Below are 14,903 nucleotides of genomic sequence, written 5' to 3' on the forward strand. Positions count from 1 at the left end.
CTAAAGATTTTCCATTTTTAGGATATCTTTATTTGCGGTTACATTAAGCCAAGGCGGGACATCTTTTATCTGAGTATTCATCGTTAAATCGATAGATATTTTCGGAACTTGAGCGGTTTGACTAATTGTATAATGAGCTTTTGCATCCAGATTCATCATAATCATATGCCCTTTCATTCCTTCGTCATGCATAGCCGGTTTTGCTAAAGGAACGGGTCATGGCCCTTTTGTCAATAAATCCAGTACTTCGTGCTTTCTTTGAAATCTTACGAATAAGCTAACTTTCGTAAATAACCATGTCAATCTATTAAATTTACGCCGCTAGTTGTTCAAGAGGGAAGAAGATCACCATACCAATAAAAGCTCGTAGCAGAAATTAAAAAAGTAAATGAAAATACCTCTATCATAGAGTAAAAATATACGTGAATAGGCAAGATATTTATGCAGTTAATTTATTTGAGGGAGTGTTAATTATGGCTGATATGAAAATAAATGTGAATGCTATTTGGGATGGTGGGGTAACAGGGAATGGAACCCTTAAAGCGGAGTATCTTGATACAAAAATCGCTATTCCAACATCATTAGGAGGTAGTGGTAACGGAGCAAATCCAAAAGAGGTTCTCGTCGCTTCTGTAACAACTTGTTATGCAGCAACACTAACATTTGTGCTTGAAAGCAGAAAACTTCCTGTGGCGAAACTTACAGTGAACTCTGAGGCAAGTATATCTGATAATGAGTTTAAAATTATCCATTATCCTCACATCGTTTTATCTGCTGGCGCGACAGAAGAACAAATTCAATCTGCACAAAGAGCGACAGAAGCAGCAGATAAAGGGTGCGATGTCGGAAATATATTGAAAAAAGCAGATGTTAAAATTGAAGTTCAAGGTAAAGTTTCTGTGAAATGATATGATTCACTCAAAGATGTAGCGGTTAATTTTTAGAATTTTCAAATATAACGGTTCTTTTAAAATTAAGGCGGCGGTTCTGCTGACTTTCTTATGTGAGGAAATAGCTAAAATTGAGCATGAAGAATTAGTAGTAAACATTCAACTTTTAATACTATTACTACCCTCATGATAAAAACTGGAAAATTAAAGGTGCGGGAGAATCAATGATGCAGGAAAACAATATGTTCCAAAGCAAAGGTCCTCAAAAACAGATTGAATCTGCATCAGGAGCTGACTTTTACGAGTCATTTAAACCATATCTCGAAGACGACAAAACAATCATCACAAGCCCACATAAAATCTTTGGTCCAGAATCGAATGATTTAGTTTTACAACTTCGTAAACGTGGCATTAACACGGTTATTATTGGAGGAATGAATACAAACCTATGTGTTGACTCCCATATGCGTGAATTAGTAGAACAAGGCTTCAAAGTTTATATCGTGAGTGATGCAACAGCTGCTCCTGGTAAAGATGCATTCAATGCATGAATTGTAAACTTTGGATTCGTTCAAGTGGTGTTTGGACAACTCAAGAAGCCATCGAGAAATTAAACTCTTAATTCGGTTACGGTAAACGCTCCAAATAGTTGAAGTCGGATATCATCCTGTTTAAGTTGATATCCGACTTTTTGTTATTCGAAGAATAACACATTAAATAAAGTACACTATATAACAAAATTAGATTAATATTGAGGGTATTAGGTATGCCAATTGAAAGGGAAAATTCAATTACATTTGGTGGGAAACCTGTAACTCTTATCATTCAAGAATTAAAAGTTGGAGACATAGATCCTGATTTCATTGCACTTTCAGAAAATTTACAGCCATATTCATTGAATGACGACAAAGGAAGCGTTCATTTGATTAGTGTGATCGCTTCTATAGATGCAGCTGCAGGTATTTGCGATATGCAAACTCGGAGCTTTAATGAGGAAGTTGCAAAAATGGATAACGTAGAATTTCTCTCTGTAAGCGTAGATTTACCATTTGCTTTATCTCGCTGGCGTAAAGCAGCCGGTCTTGAGAAAGTGAAGATGCTGTCTGACCACCGTGAACTTTCCTTTGGTGAAGCCCTTGGCGTAGCGATGAAAGAACTTCGTTTGTTAACGCGTGCAATCATTGTTCTTGATAAAGACAATAAAGTAACATATGTGGAATACGTAACTGAAGCGACAAACCATCCGGATTATGCCAAAGCAGTCGTAGCTGTGAAAAATGCGGAAGATCAATAATCACTTTTTTGTTCAAATTTATTGATCTTCCACAATCGAGGCATTATCTACAGTATGGAAAAAAGCCCAATTTCTCAATTTAATGATGAGAAATTGGGCTTTTTAATATTGGTATTTCCTTAACGTTGTAAATTCGCGTTTTGCTGGTGGTACCCCATCGCCATCAAGCTAAGGTGAATTTGTATCATCATAATGAAAAAAACGCTATTCTTTTTGTAGAAATATACAGGAAGGATGGCGTTTTCTATGAGTTTTTCTGTTTCAGACGAAATGAATCTCTTTTCTCAAGAACTTCAATTAGCTAAAGAAGTTGGTTTTGTTCAACGTACAAGTAAATATCAAGCACAAGAATTATTTGCTTTTCACCCAGGTTTACGATCATAAGGCCCGCCTCCATTCCTATGAAATATTGGCAGAAATTACTCAGCTAAAATAGGTCAAAACTGGCCGATCCTTATGGCAAGCTTTTAATGTATCTCTATAAATTTTTTTGTATAGAATATAAAAATGTGCCTGTCAAAGAAATTTTTGTAGTCTATGTTATCCATTTGTTAAATAGCAAAATCCTTTAACAAACTTGATGTAAACAAAAGGAGAAAAAGAGATGAATCCAAAATATGAAGCTGCTTTTAAACCATTTATCTTCCGTTCTGGAGTTGAAATAAAGAACCGTATTACAATGGCACCCATATCTACACAAGAGCACATGAAAATGGTGAAGTATCAGACGAAGAAGTTGCGTATTATCAAGAACGTGCCGGTGGTGTAGGAGCGGTAATCACCGCATGCACACATACGTCACCAGGAATGGAAAAGGATTCCTGGGTGTATTTGGTGCAGATTCCGATTACCTAATCCCTAGTTTAAGACGTGTGGCGACAGTTATACAGGAAAAAGGTTCAAAGGCGATTTTACAAATTTTATGGGGTGGCAGAATGTGCCCGCCTGAAGAATTGCTCGATCGTCAACCAATTGCTCCGAGTGCGGTAGCAGCGGAACGGGACGATACCGTGGTACCTCGGGAAATGACAGCAGACGAAATTGATGAAATTATTAAAGCATTTGGTGAAGCAACCAGAAGAGCAATCGAAGCTGGGTATGATGGAGTTGAAATCCATGGTGCCAATACGTATTTGATTCAGCAGTTCTTTTCTCCACACTCAAATCGCAGAACTGACAAGTTGGGTGGAACGCTGGAAAAACGTATGTCCTTCCCGCTTGCTGTAGTTGACGCTGTTAAAAAAGCAGTTTTAGACCATGCAACAAAACCTTTTATCATCGGCTATCGGTTATGGCCTGAAGAAAGAGAGAATCCTGGCATCACCATGGAAGAAACGTTGGAATTGGTGGACAAGTTAGCGGACCAGGACCTGGATTATCTCCATAATTCTGTCGGCGGCTTTTGGAACGGATCAATCCGTGATGATAACAATCAGACATCCCGAGTTGTTATGATCCATGAGCGTGTGCCGCCCATAGAAAGGATTGGATCTAAAGTGAACCTGGGATTAAAAGATAAAACGGCACTCGTGACAGGCGGCAGTAGAGGTATTGGAAAAGCAATTGCCGTCGCGTTTGCCAAGGAAGGCACCAATGTTGTAATTTGTGGCTGTGGTAAAGAAGCATTAAAAGAAGCAGCAGCGGAAAATGAAAAGCTGGGAGGCAATAGGTTTTAATTTTTGATGAAAATAATTATATAAACAGCTCCATGTATGAAGTGAACCCAAAAAGTTAGACACTTTATTTACTTAGGCTGCTTTAGAGCATGAACCCGGTAATCTACTGGGCTCATGCCTTTTAATTTTACCTTGATTCGTTGATGATTGTAGTAATAGATTATTCTAGTTCTTGTTTGAAATGCTCCATGCTTTCAAATTCTTGAAGATAGAGTAATTCGGATTTTAATAAGCCAAAGAAGTTTTCAATGACCGCATTATCGAAACAATTTCCTTTGCGGGACATGCTTTGTGTAGGGGATAAACCTACATTTCTTTCTTGAGCAATGGATTTATAGGATTTTTTCCCTTCTAAGTACTCTAAAACTACATTTGATTTTTCGTCTATCGTATATTTAGTCAAAAAACTGCACCTCCAATTGTTAGATGTTGTCTAACAATTGGGGTGCAGTTCAGTATCATGGTGCTCTTTGAAGTGGAAACTCTACAGTTCATCATTTACTTCAGAAAATATACAATTTTCAGATCCTTTGTGAAATAAGGAATTAAAAACGGCAGAACTTATAATTTGCCCAATAACCACTGAAATCAAGAAAGGATATCCAGGCTTTTCATTATCCATTTTTATTAGATAAACCTTCATTTTTAGTATTCCGCCCGAGCTTTCTATAAATTGTGCTTCTATGAATGCCAAGTTTTTTAGCAGCCGCTGTAACATTGCCATTTGCCTCATTAAGTACCATAAGAATCATATGCAATTCTTGCTCGCTTTAAAGAGGTTGGATATTTCACTGATTCTTCGTGGGATGAGGAAGGATTAGTAAGTATTAATGGCTGTTCTATATTATTCAATTTTTGATGTGAATGATCTGTCGATGAATAATTTATTAACCTTTTAGATAGTCCGATTTCTTTTGGGAAATCACTGTTTGTGATTACATTGCCATTTGCCTTTATGGCCACTTTGTAGGCAAAATTCCTTAATTCACGTACATTCCCAGGCCATTCATACTGCTCTAAGACAAACAAGTCTTGGTCTCCTATTTTAAGTGGTGGTCTCCTAATTTCTTCACAGGTTGTTGTCAAAAAATGATTTAATAGTAAGGGGACATCCCCTGTTCTTTCGCGCAGTGGGGGGACTTGCAAGGAGAGGATATTAAGCCTGTAGTAAAGGTCTGTACGAAAAGTGCCTTCCTCGCAGGCTTTTTTTAAATTACAATTTGTTGCGGCAATTACCCGTACATTTAATTTTATCGGTTCTCTTCCACCCATTCGCACAATTTCTCCTTCTTCAAGCACGCGCAAAAACATGGTCTGTATATCTAGTGGCATCTCGCCAACTTCATCTAAAAAAATTGTTCCTCCTTCAGCCTGTTGGAATTTTCCGGCACGGCCACCTTTTATACTTCCTGTAAAAGTGCCTTCCTCATAACCGAATAATTCGCTTGCTGCGAGTTCTTTTGGAATTGCCCCGCAATTAACAGCTACAAAAGCAGCTTCAGATCGATGACTATAAGCGTGTATTGATTGGGCGAATAACTCTTTACCAGTACCGCTCTCTCCCTCAATTAAAACGGGTAAATCCAGATTGGCCATTGTATGCGCCTCATCGATAACAGATTGGAATTCCGGAGATTTCCCAATCATATTTATGAAGGAGTACTTTGTACTAAATCTCGTTTTATTTAAAGGTTTGACTTTTGAAATCGCATGTATCATAAAACCAATAGGGAATCCTTGATGATAGAAAGGGACTGACTCAAAAATCCAGCCGTCTTTCATGCCTTCTGTGCCACTGCAATCTGATAACGAATTTATTAATCGGTTATTGTAATCAATCCAACCTTTGTCATACCATTGGGTGGAGGCTTTAATGACTTGATGTCCACGATCGAGCACAGCCACTATTTTACTGGGGTTTTTACGAGTTGTTTCAATATAATGTTCAAGTAGCAAAAAGTGCTCAAATTTGAGCCGGCTTAGGAGCTTTTCTTCGATTGTTTGAGTGATAGAAACAACAGCGGATAGAGAGAGGGGATGTACCACGTCCCAAATACCCGTTAAGTTGACCGCTCCAAGAACCTTTTGTGTTGCAGGATCTTTAATCGGCGAGGCTGAGCATACCCAATTGTGAACAGGTTGGCAAAAATGTTCTCCCGCGAAGACTTGCATTGGGACTCCTGTAGCCAAAGAAGTGCCCATAGCATTTGTCCCTACATAGCTCTCTGACCATGAAGTCCCTGCTGTAAAATTCATATTTTCGGCTTTCTTTTTGAGTGAGGCATTTCCATCTAGATATAATAATTCTCCTCTATGATTACAAATCACAATTAAGTGACCTGAATCTATTGCTGATTCTTTAAGTTTTGGTAGAAGGGATTCTGAAATAGAAAAGAACGTGTGGGTTGTTTGATATTCTTGTATTTCATCTTGTGACAGAACCAGTGGGGCTCTCCCTTTGGTGGGGTGTACTCCATGACGAATAGAGCGCTCCCAAGATTGATAAGTTAAGGATCTCACTTCAGATACTAAATTTTGGCCGGATATAAAATTCTCCCAGGCTCTTTCGATTCTATCTTTTTCAGTCTTCGGTGAAGAGGAAATATCCAACGAAATATATGGGTTCTTCATACCGGTACCTTCCTTTTAATGTAAGTACGTGCCATGTTCCTGAAATCACCCTGACCTTTCAGTAAACGCTTACAATAGTTTTAAGTGATTGATAATAAAAAGTTCTCTATCACGTTGGAAATATAGTTACACATATTATATACCAATTATCTAAATTATCAATATCGTTAATCTCCTCTATGCTGTCCCACTCTCAAAATATAATCTACTATTCTATATTTAATCAAACTTATAAGTTTGGTGTGTCGCACTTTGCTTAATTACGATCGTCACTTTTAGATACAGTGTCGCTTTATGCACCATATGTCATTAGAATAAAAATACAGAACTTTCAATATTTTTATTTAAATCTATAGTTATCATTCAAAATTTCCAATTATTTAGAGCCTGATAAATATCGGAATAGAGGCACTCTTGCTTGTATTAAAGAAACCTTTAATAATTTTTGATAGTAAAGAAGGAAGTTTTGGCACAGTATTTGCAATAAAGTAAAGAGAAAGGCGAAAATTGAAGGGGTGATAATGTTGTATAAAACGAAAAGCGGGGAAGAAATTTTTGTTATTGATTCTCATGTGGCAATTTGGGATGGAAGCAAGGAAAACCAGCTAAACATACATGGTGAACAGTTTATTAGTTGTTTCTATGATTATCATAAGAACTTGAGTCCTGAAGAATATTTTTGGCCAAGGGAAAAATTCGAGAAATATGGCTCGGAAACGTTGGTACAGGATGTCATTGTAAAAGGATATGCTGATATGGCTATTTTTCAACCGGTATATCTTAAGGAGTTTTACAAAAACGGGTTTGGAGATTTTGATGTAAATGATGCCCTTTCAAAAAAATATCCAAATCGTTTTATATGTAATGGGACGCTTGATCCTCGACATGGTGAGCGCGGGTTAGAAAATCTAGAAGCGATGAAATTGAAATACGGTTGGCAAGGTATTAAACTTTATACAGCTGATTGGTATGGCGATTCTAAAGGGTATAATCTGTCTGATCCGTGGTCTCAGCGTTATCTGCAAAAATGCCTTGATCTAGGAATAAAAAATATTCATATCCATAAAGGTCCAACGGTCACACCGCTTAATCGCGACGCTTTTGATGTAGCTGACGTTGATGATGCTGCAAGTACTTTTCCAGAACTGAATTTTATCGTAGAGCATGTTGGGTTGCCTAGACTGGAAGATTTTTGTTGGATTGCAACACAAGAGAAAAATGTATACGGGGGATTAGCTGTAGCCATATCACTTATCCATCAACGTCCTCGCTATTTTGCAGAAATCATAAGTGAGTTATTGTACTGGCTGGATGAGGATCGCATCCTTTTCGGGAGTGATTATGGAATATGGGAACCAAAATGGCTTATCGAAAAATTCGTAGATTTTGAGCTTCCTGAAGATATCCAACAGGAAACAGGCGTAACTTTTGATTTGAATGTTAAAAAGAAAATTTTAGGCGGTAATGCAGCCAGACTCTATAATATTGATATCGAGGCTCAAAAAGCGAAGTTGCAAAAATGTGAATTAGCTTCACATATAATGGTTTAATCTCAATCAATAGACCAGTTGAGTCATGTTAAAGTTTTGCCTCAATCATTGAAAAAGAGAGGTGCATCGAACTTTATGAACAAAGAAAAACAGGTTTATAGCATGCTTGATAAAGTTTATGATCCAGAATTGGATCGGCCTTTAACTGAATTAGGATTTATCGATCACACGGTAATAAAAGAAAACGATGTCGAAGTAGTTTTTCGATTACCAACTTACTGGTGTTCACCTAACTTCGCATATATCATGGCCGAAGATATACTGAAGTATGTGGCTGAATTAGACTGGGTAAATGAAGTTAAAGTAACTTTATTAGATCACTGTGCTTCGGATGAAATCAACCAAGGAGCAACTTCAGGTAAATCCTTTAGCGAATCCTTTAGTAGTTTATCTGATGGAGATCTTGATGAATTACGTAAGACTTTCCAGATAAAAGCTTTCTATGCAAGGCAAGAGAAACTTATAAGATATTTACTTCAAAATGGCATGTCAAAGAAAGAAATCATCAATTTATCTATCCAAGAGCTATATGAACTGCCTTTATCTGTAGAAGGGAAGTTACTTAGAGAAAAATACCTGGAAAAGAAAAAAACGTCGAATTACTTAAATCTCTTAGCCATAACCACTCCTGAAGATAAAGAGATAACTGAAGAAGGGTTTGCTGATTATCTGCGAGGTGCCAAAGGATCACGAATGAATATGGAGTTTAATGCTCATTATTGTCGCGGTTTATTAGAGGCTCGATATAATTTGCCTTCCGCTGATGAAAGTACATTGACGAAAATATAATTTTAAGGATGCTTATGAATTTTAAAAAAATTTCAGAAAAGGAATGTGATGAAAAATGAGTAAGAACGTTCTTATTATAACTGGTGACGCTGTAGAGGCATTGGAAGTATTTTATCCATATTATAGATGTATCGAAGAAAATATTAATTGCACAATTGCCTCACCTGTGAAAAAAAGTCTCCAGACAGTTGTTCATGATTTTTTGCCTGAAATGGAAACGTTTACAGAAAAATGGGGATATAAAATTGAATCTCATGCCTCGGTTGATGAGATTGAACCTACTGATTATGACGCACTTATTATTCCTGGGGGCCGTGCTCCTGAATATATTCGTATGAATAAAAAAGTACAAGATATAACCACCCATTTTTTAAAAGAAAATAAACCACTTGGAGTTATCTGTCACGGACAACTGGTATTAACAACGATAAGAGAATATATAAAGGGCAGGGAGATGACAGCTTATACGGCATGTAGACCCGAAATAGAAGCTGCAGGAGCTACATACGTGGAAGAAATGCTTCATGTTGATGGCAATATCGTGTCAGGGCATGCTTGGCCAGATCTCCCAGGTTTTATGAAAGAATTCTTTAAATTACTAAATGTTAAAAAAGAAGCTTCTGTTTAATTAAGTCAAAAGGACTGAAACATTTCCTCCATTATTTTCAAGCTAATATGAGTGAGAATACTAATATTTAGAAAAAAGGGTTGCCACTGGCAATCCTTTTTAAATTGGACAATATTTATGGCTGAATTTATTAAAACGGCTTCCACTTTATTGAACATAATCCCTCATTCAAATGACAGGCATGTTCGTTGATCTATATCAAAGAGTAATTAACCAGAATGGCTGCTGTTGGCTCATGTATGGGTAGGAAATATCACATATCCAGAAATGGTCCTGAAAATGGATTGGGTCGCACGACTTATTTATATAACGATTTAACTATGTCGTATTAATTCTATAAAGTGAGATAGGTTGCGAAAAATAAAGGGATTGGCATTTCGCAGAGGTCTGCGACCTAAGAGACTATCAACACCCTCTCCAAATCGTAAAAAGCAGGTTTAAATTTAAAAGAAACCATCTGGAAAGCACAAGGGGCAGACCAAGATTACCAACAGGGTACAGCTAATGGAAAACGTGTTCAAGCTCTGGCGGGTGCCAAGAACCATGCTGTTGTGCAATCCGATTGCCATCTTGAAAAATCGGTTCAATGCATTATCGGCGCAGCGTTTGGCAGCAGCTGAATGCTCGAGCAGATGAAATCTATCAATCTGTCTGTTGACATGGCGGATAAAGGAGTCACCCCATTAGTATTTAGCGCGACAAAAATTAAAGAAATCTCCACTCTAATTACTGATATTTCAGGTCAGACGAATTTACTTGCATTAAACGCTGCAATTGAGGCTGCTAGAGCCGGGGAGCATGGAAAAGGATTCTCAGTTGTTGCAGAAGAGGTTAGAAAATTAGCCGATCAAACCAAACAATCTGCAAATAATATCCATAAGCTTGTTTCAATCATCCAAATTGAATCAAACGAGACCGTTAATAATATTCAAATTGTAAGAGAAAACGTAGACTCTGGAAAAAAGCATTCTGAAGAAACAGTAACAAACTTTGAAGAAATTTTAATTTTAATTGAGCAGGTAACATTCAGATTCAAGAAGTGGCAGCCTCTACCCAGTTTATAAAGAATGGTTTTGAAGAACTACAGCAAACCATAGAAATAATTGCTGAAGGGTCACAGGAAACGCTATCTGGTACTGAAACAGCAGCTGCTGCTAGGAAGCAGCAATTGGCCTCAATTGAGGAGGTTCCAAATGCAACAATTTCCTTGACCAGATTGTCGGAGGAATTGCAGGAGATGATTTCTCGTTTCAAAGCTTAACTAAAAAAATGCCCCGAAGCGTTACCCCTCCTTTTCTGAATGAACTATTTCTAATGCAATGTGCACATGCGAATATGTGGTTGTGGCTTTAAAAAACATATCTCAGACGTCATATTTTACCTAGTTTGGTATTTGTATAAATAACAAGCAAAGGGGGAAAATGAAATAAGAAATAATGGGATTTGAAAGGGCAGATGAGAAGTCATGAACTCAATAATAGTAGAAATAAATGAGGCTTTTAAAGATGCAGAAGACTTTTTCATAGAACCGTTTATTTTGGATGGTGAAGCAGTCCTTTTACTTGGTTTACATTCAATAGTTAACCTTATAAAAACAAAAGAAATATTAAAAAAGATATGGATACCAGTGAAGTGATTCATTCAATAAGAGTAAAAAGAACTTTTTTCAACAGAAAAGGTGCTGAAATAAATAGTGAAGAAGCAATAGAGTCTATTCTTCAGGGTAAACTCATTGTTTACTCAAAAGAAAAAAATATAATGTTGCAATTTGAACCACTTCCCAAAGAATTGAGTCGGTCAATTGAATCGCCGGCTAATGAAAACGTATTACAAGGTCCTTTAGATTCTTTTATTGAAGATATGTCAACAAATATAGGAATAATGAGAAAAAAAGTTTCCTCTGCTCAGCTCTCAGTTAAAACCTATACGGTAGGAAGTGATCAAAAAAAGAAATTATCAATAGTTTATTTGGACGACCGAGCAGATAAAGGTGTGATCAAAAAGATCATTTCACATATTGAAATGAATCAACACACAAATATTCTCTATCTTCAGCATCTTTATCGTTTTATGGGTGTGCGAAAATGGGAGGTTATCCCTCAGTTTAATAACACAGAAATGCCATTGGAAGCAGTAGATGGTTTAAACAAAGGAAGGGTCATTCTATTCGTTGACGGTTTTCCCTTTGCGCTTATCTTGCCACATTTATTATGGGATATGTTCGCCCAGGCGAATGACCGTAACTATGCTTACCCAATTATGAGCGCCATCCGATTTTTACGTGTTCTTGGCGCTTTGGTTACCCTTATATTTCCAGCTCTCTATGTGGCCCTTGTTGCTGTAAATCCTGAGATATTAAAAATTGAATTGGCTCTATCGATTGCTCAGAGCAGGGCGGGAATACCCTATCCCCCTTTTGTTGAAATTACAATTATGCTCCTTATTTTAGAGTTAATTATTGAAGCGAGTATAAGGCTTCCGCTCAGTATCGGTCCAACGGTAACAATGGTAGGGGGAATTGTCATTGGACAAGCAGTAGTAGACGCAAAGCTGGTTAGCAACCTTTTAATTATCGTTGTAGCAGCAACCTCGATAGCGAATTCAAGCGTTGTAGGGTTTCAAAATGCGTTAATCCTGCGCTTACTTAAATATGTAGTTGTTATTTTTGCTTCAATCTATGGCGTGTTGGGAATATTATCCGGTCTGGTATTCATAAGTGCTTACTTTGCAAGTCGAGAGATATTTGGAATTCCATACACTAGTTTAACTAAGGGGAGGGGGGGAATTGGATAAAAGCCTTCAGGTTATATGCATGGGGTTAATGTCTCATTTTGGTCTTATTTTTTTCATTTATCCGGAAAGAATTATTGCCAGCACACAAAAAGGTCACTGGGAACCGATTTTAATTCAATGTGTCATATTTATTCTATTTTTATGGCTTTACCTAAAGGGTCTATCTTATTTTCCAAAACACGATATTATCGGTATTTTAAAGACCTTAGGTAAAGCTTTTTCTTTCACATTACTTTTTCCTGTTCTTCTTTACTTAATTATAACTACTATTGAACTTGTTAGCGCCTATGCAGAAGTGACCAACATTATCTTTTTAGCGAATACTCCTACATGGGCAATTATTACATTAATGATTCCTATTTCAACTTATATCGCCGTAAAAGGAATCGAAACCATCTTACGTACAGCCTTATTAATATTCTGTATCTTTTTCCCATTAATCTTACTTATGCTTTCGATTTGCTTTCAAGACGTTGATTGGCATAATGCATTTCCGATTATGGATACCGGCTTTAATTTTTTTCGAGAACCTCCCTTTTATACAAGTTTTTTTTCTTTCGCCATTGTTTTTTCATTTTTAGGTTTTATTCCAAAAAAAATATCGTATAACTCTAAAAAAATCATGTTTGCAGTCTTTTTGCTTATCCCATTTTTTTTCTTATCCGTTTATTTACCTCTTTTAACCTTTGGAAATGAAACGGCTAGTACGCTGCTTTTTCCCTTTATAACCACATTGGATAAAGTTCAGCTTCAATGGCTTATATTTGACAGGGCAACCTTGTTTTTTGCGTTAAGCCTAGTTACCTTTATCATGTTGCTTACTTCCTTACTTTTATGGCAGTCCTCTATAATAATGAGTCAATATTTCCCGGGATTAAAGCAAAAATATCATATTGTAGCCTTATCTGTTAGCATTCTTATCATTTGCTTATGTATTCCTAGTTGGCAAGAGACTGAGAAGTTGCTATGGTGGAATACTGCTTTCCGATTTTATATTTTAATCGTACTCCCTTTAATTATATTCCTAATCGGTGTAAGGAGAAAAAGACTATCATGAGAAGTATTATGATTTGTTTTAAACTAGTGCTTATTCTATGTATATTGATGCCATTAAGTGGTTGCTGGGATATTAAAGACATTAATCATCGTGCCTTTCCGATTGCAATGGGAATTACTAAAGAGGGAGAAAAATTCAGAGTCTTACTTCAAATTCCTATTTCTTCAGAGGGTGTTCAGAAACAGACAATTGTCAAAGGAACAGGATTAACCATTTTAAAGGCAGTAGAGGACATTAGAACTAATATGGAAAGCAGTGTAGACTTATTGCACATAAGGATAATCATATTTGATCGAAAATTAGTAGAAGAAGGAGGGATGGAAGAACCGATTAACACGTTTATGAGAATTCGTGAAGTATCTTCAAAAACATTAATCGCAATATGTGATGATAATATAGATGCTTTTTTCTTAACACTCAAAAAAAATCTAGAAAAAGGGATAAATCTTTATGACTTTTTTGAGAAATATGCAGGTTGGACCCCACAAATATCTTTAACACGTCTATGGCATGTTTATCGAGCCCTTAATTCCTACACTCAAAATGTAGCAATTCCTATGGTCAAATCAGGGGAAAACACTGCAGTTACTTATACAGGTTCTGCAGTGATGAAAAGAGGAAAAATAGTTTCTAAAATGGATCCTAAAGAAACCCTCCTTTTTAATGCCTTTCATGGGAACAGTATGAAGGGAAGAGTAGAAGTAATGGAACATGCAACCATCATGATTGTTGGAAATACAGGTTTTCATAAAGGAGAACTAAGAAATCATATTCCATATATGTTCTCAACGATTCGTTTAGATGTAGTTATTCAAGAGAGAAGAGGAAAAGTTTCCAATGCAATAATTAAAAAAGAGCTTGAAAAGGTAATGGTAAATCGTTTTGATGGAATGCTGAAACGGTTTCAAAAGCAAGAAACAGATGTCTTCGGTTTGGGACAATACTACAGAAATAAAATTCCTTATGAGGAATTGAAGGACTGGCGAAAGAAATATTATCCCAATCTAGAAATGAAGCTTACCATTCATACTACTATACAAAATGAGGGAAGTATCAAGACTATAATTGACAAATAGATTTTGGATATCATACAAAAAATGGATAGGATTTAATTTTAAAATGAACATTATCAAGAGCCCCATGCATCTTGGTGTACTTTGAATTGGAAATACTACAGTTTATGCTCTACTTCAGATAGTATATATACTTATAATCTTTCAAGAAATAGTGAATACTTTAGTACTTGTTGATTATTAGGCACTTTGAGAAAATAAGGAATTATTCAAAAACGGTAGAAATTATAAACTTCTCAATAAACACATGAAATCAAGAAAGGACATCCAGACTTTTTATCACCTACTCATTTTACAGTTTTATTAGTTAAACCTTGATTGTAAGTATTCTGCCCGAGCTTTCTATAAATTGTGCTTCTATGAATGAGAATACTAATATTGAGAAAAGGGGCTGTCTAATAAGTCCCTAAAATAAAACAGGTGAAGAAAAACGATTCGTTTTTCTTCACCTGTTTTTCTAGTTTTATCATTATTCATTGTAAGTAACTGGCGAAAGCCAGCTACCTTCAGTAGATTCTGAGC

General features: G+C 36.4%; 18 protein-coding genes and 1 pseudogene. 15 read left to right on the top strand and 4 right to left on the bottom strand.

The features are described 5' to 3' along the window. Complete coding sequence (locus JFU50_RS29025) at positions 1-192, bottom strand: hypothetical protein (protein ID WP_201225408.1); 192 nt, start codon at positions 190-192, stop codon at positions 1-3. Positions 193-473: 281 nt separating this feature from the next. Between JFU50_RS29025 and JFU50_RS29030 the strand changes: the two genes are divergently transcribed. The 6 genes from JFU50_RS29030 to JFU50_RS29045 all read left to right on the top strand — a co-directional run bounded on the left by JFU50_RS29030 (position 474) and on the right by JFU50_RS29045 (position 3,860). Beyond that, on the top strand, positions 474-908 hold the full coding sequence (locus JFU50_RS29030; RefSeq protein WP_201183542.1) for an OsmC family protein: 435 nt from the start codon (positions 474-476) through the stop codon (positions 906-908). Between the two features lie 209 nt (positions 909-1,117). After that, positions 1,118-1,441: an isochorismatase family protein gene (locus JFU50_RS29035; RefSeq protein ID WP_242489175.1), complete on the top strand. Its 324-nt coding sequence runs from the start codon at positions 1,118-1,120 to the stop codon at positions 1,439-1,441. A 215-nt stretch (positions 1,442-1,656) separates the two neighbouring features. Continuing rightward, positions 1,657-2,184: a thiol peroxidase gene (gene tpx / locus JFU50_RS29040; RefSeq protein WP_201225409.1), complete on the top strand. Its 528-nt coding sequence runs from the start codon at positions 1,657-1,659 to the stop codon at positions 2,182-2,184. Between the two features lie 234 nt (positions 2,185-2,418). Then, positions 2,419-2,568 (top strand): hypothetical protein, encoded by a 150-nt coding sequence (locus JFU50_RS30500; RefSeq protein WP_207198915.1) that lies wholly within the window; start codon positions 2,419-2,421, stop codon positions 2,566-2,568. Between the two features lie 220 nt (positions 2,569-2,788). After that, a complete protein-coding gene (locus JFU50_RS32105; protein WP_446728198.1) occupies positions 2,789-2,953 on the top strand; it encodes a hypothetical protein in 165 nt (54 codons plus the stop codon). 16 nt (positions 2,954-2,969) lie between these two features. Continuing rightward, positions 2,970-3,860, top strand: coding sequence for an SDR family NAD(P)-dependent oxidoreductase (locus JFU50_RS29045; RefSeq protein ID WP_446728199.1), 891 nt, complete (start codon positions 2,970-2,972; stop codon positions 3,858-3,860). A 68-nt stretch (positions 3,861-3,928) separates the two neighbouring features. Here the strand turns inward: JFU50_RS29045 and JFU50_RS29055 are convergent. From JFU50_RS29055 to JFU50_RS29065, 3 genes and pseudogenes are all read right to left on the bottom strand, one after another. Further along, positions 3,929-4,155 (bottom strand): annotated as a pseudogene (locus tag JFU50_RS29055) (transposase); the annotation flags it as partial. Between the two features lie 319 nt (positions 4,156-4,474). Continuing rightward, a complete protein-coding gene (locus JFU50_RS32110; RefSeq protein ID WP_201225411.1) occupies positions 4,475-4,612 on the bottom strand; it encodes a helix-turn-helix domain-containing protein in 138 nt (45 codons plus the stop codon). Beyond that, positions 4,593-6,491 carry a sigma-54-dependent Fis family transcriptional regulator gene (locus JFU50_RS29065; RefSeq protein WP_201225413.1) on the bottom strand — a complete coding sequence of 633 codons (1,899 nt, stop codon included), beginning with the start codon at positions 6,489-6,491 and terminating at the stop codon, positions 4,593-4,595. Before JFU50_RS29065 ends, JFU50_RS32110 begins: the two co-directional genes overlap by 20 nt. 524 nt (positions 6,492-7,015) lie before the next feature. On the opposite strand from JFU50_RS29065, the gene JFU50_RS29070 reads away from it, so the two are divergent. The 9 genes from JFU50_RS29070 (at position 7,016) to JFU50_RS29110 (ending at position 14,384) form a co-directional block, all read left to right on the top strand. After that, positions 7,016-8,041, top strand: coding sequence for an amidohydrolase family protein (locus JFU50_RS29070; protein ID WP_201225415.1), 1,026 nt, complete (start codon positions 7,016-7,018; stop codon positions 8,039-8,041). A gap of 75 nt (positions 8,042-8,116) precedes the next feature. After that, positions 8,117-8,830 (top strand): iron-sulfur cluster assembly protein, encoded by a 714-nt coding sequence (locus JFU50_RS29075; protein WP_201225417.1) that lies wholly within the window; start codon positions 8,117-8,119, stop codon positions 8,828-8,830. Between the two features lie 55 nt (positions 8,831-8,885). Further along, positions 8,886-9,458: a DJ-1/PfpI family protein gene (locus JFU50_RS29080; RefSeq protein WP_201225419.1), complete on the top strand. Its 573-nt coding sequence runs from the start codon at positions 8,886-8,888 to the stop codon at positions 9,456-9,458. 620 nt (positions 9,459-10,078) lie between these two features. Next, positions 10,079-10,522, top strand: coding sequence for a methyl-accepting chemotaxis protein (locus JFU50_RS29085; RefSeq protein ID WP_201225421.1), 444 nt, complete (start codon positions 10,079-10,081; stop codon positions 10,520-10,522). Then, on the top strand, positions 10,498-10,719 hold the full coding sequence (locus JFU50_RS29090; RefSeq protein WP_201225423.1) for a hypothetical protein: 222 nt from the start codon (positions 10,498-10,500) through the stop codon (positions 10,717-10,719). The genes JFU50_RS29085 and JFU50_RS29090 overlap by 25 nt, the downstream gene beginning before the upstream one ends. A 204-nt stretch (positions 10,720-10,923) precedes the next feature. Beyond that, a complete protein-coding gene (locus tag JFU50_RS29095; RefSeq protein WP_201225425.1) occupies positions 10,924-11,094 on the top strand; it encodes a hypothetical protein in 171 nt (56 codons plus the stop codon). Continuing rightward, positions 11,076-12,251, top strand: a complete 1,176-nt coding sequence (locus tag JFU50_RS29100) for a spore germination protein (RefSeq protein WP_201225427.1) — start codon at positions 11,076-11,078, stop codon at positions 12,249-12,251. The genes JFU50_RS29095 and JFU50_RS29100 overlap by 19 nt, the downstream gene beginning before the upstream one ends. After that, positions 12,244-13,308, top strand: coding sequence for a GerAB/ArcD/ProY family transporter (locus tag JFU50_RS29105; protein WP_201225429.1), 1,065 nt, complete (start codon positions 12,244-12,246; stop codon positions 13,306-13,308). Before JFU50_RS29100 ends, JFU50_RS29105 begins: the two co-directional genes overlap by 8 nt. Then, complete coding sequence (locus JFU50_RS29110; protein WP_201225431.1) at positions 13,305-14,384, top strand: Ger(x)C family spore germination protein; 1,080 nt, start codon at positions 13,305-13,307, stop codon at positions 14,382-14,384. Before JFU50_RS29105 ends, JFU50_RS29110 begins: the two co-directional genes overlap by 4 nt. The last annotated feature ends 519 nt before the right edge of the window (positions 14,385-14,903 follow it).

Origin of the sequence: Peribacillus sp. TH14 (assembly GCF_016651145.1) — a bacterium.
Lineage (GTDB): Bacteria > Bacillota > Bacilli > Bacillales > DSM-1321 > Peribacillus > Peribacillus butanolivorans.

Bases quoted from the DNA above. Each gene is read 5' to 3' on its own strand.
- JFU50_RS29085 (WP_201225421.1), top strand. From the start codon at position 10,079: ATGCTCGAGCAGATGAAATCTATCAATCTGTCTGTTGACATGGCGGAT.
- JFU50_RS29095 (WP_201225425.1), top strand. From the start codon at position 10,924: ATGAACTCAATAATAGTAGAAATAAATGAGGCTTTTAAAGATGCAGAA.
- JFU50_RS30500 (WP_207198915.1), top strand. From the start codon at position 2,419: ATGGCGTTTTCTATGAGTTTTTCTGTTTCAGACGAAATGAATCTCTTT.
- JFU50_RS29110 (WP_201225431.1), top strand. From the start codon at position 13,305: ATGAGAAGTATTATGATTTGTTTTAAACTAGTGCTTATTCTATGTATA.
- JFU50_RS29045 (WP_446728199.1), top strand. From the start codon at position 2,970: ATGCACACATACGTCACCAGGAATGGAAAAGGATTCCTGGGTGTATTT.
- JFU50_RS29075 (WP_201225417.1), top strand. From the start codon at position 8,117: ATGAACAAAGAAAAACAGGTTTATAGCATGCTTGATAAAGTTTATGAT.
- tpx (WP_201225409.1), top strand. From the start codon at position 1,657: ATGCCAATTGAAAGGGAAAATTCAATTACATTTGGTGGGAAACCTGTA.
- JFU50_RS32105 (WP_446728198.1), top strand. From the start codon at position 2,789: ATGAATCCAAAATATGAAGCTGCTTTTAAACCATTTATCTTCCGTTCT.
- JFU50_RS29100 (WP_201225427.1), top strand. From the start codon at position 11,076: ATGGATACCAGTGAAGTGATTCATTCAATAAGAGTAAAAAGAACTTTT.
- JFU50_RS29080 (WP_201225419.1), top strand. From the start codon at position 8,886: ATGAGTAAGAACGTTCTTATTATAACTGGTGACGCTGTAGAGGCATTG.
- JFU50_RS29030 (WP_201183542.1), top strand. From the start codon at position 474: ATGGCTGATATGAAAATAAATGTGAATGCTATTTGGGATGGTGGGGTA.
- JFU50_RS29035 (WP_242489175.1), top strand. From the start codon at position 1,118: ATGCAGGAAAACAATATGTTCCAAAGCAAAGGTCCTCAAAAACAGATT.
- JFU50_RS29025 (WP_201225408.1), bottom strand. From the start codon at position 192: ATGCATGACGAAGGAATGAAAGGGCATATGATTATGATGAATCTGGAT.
- JFU50_RS29065 (WP_201225413.1), bottom strand. From the start codon at position 6,491: ATGAAGAACCCATATATTTCGTTGGATATTTCCTCTTCACCGAAGACT.
- JFU50_RS32110 (WP_201225411.1), bottom strand. From the start codon at position 4,612: ATGATTCTTATGGTACTTAATGAGGCAAATGGCAATGTTACAGCGGCT.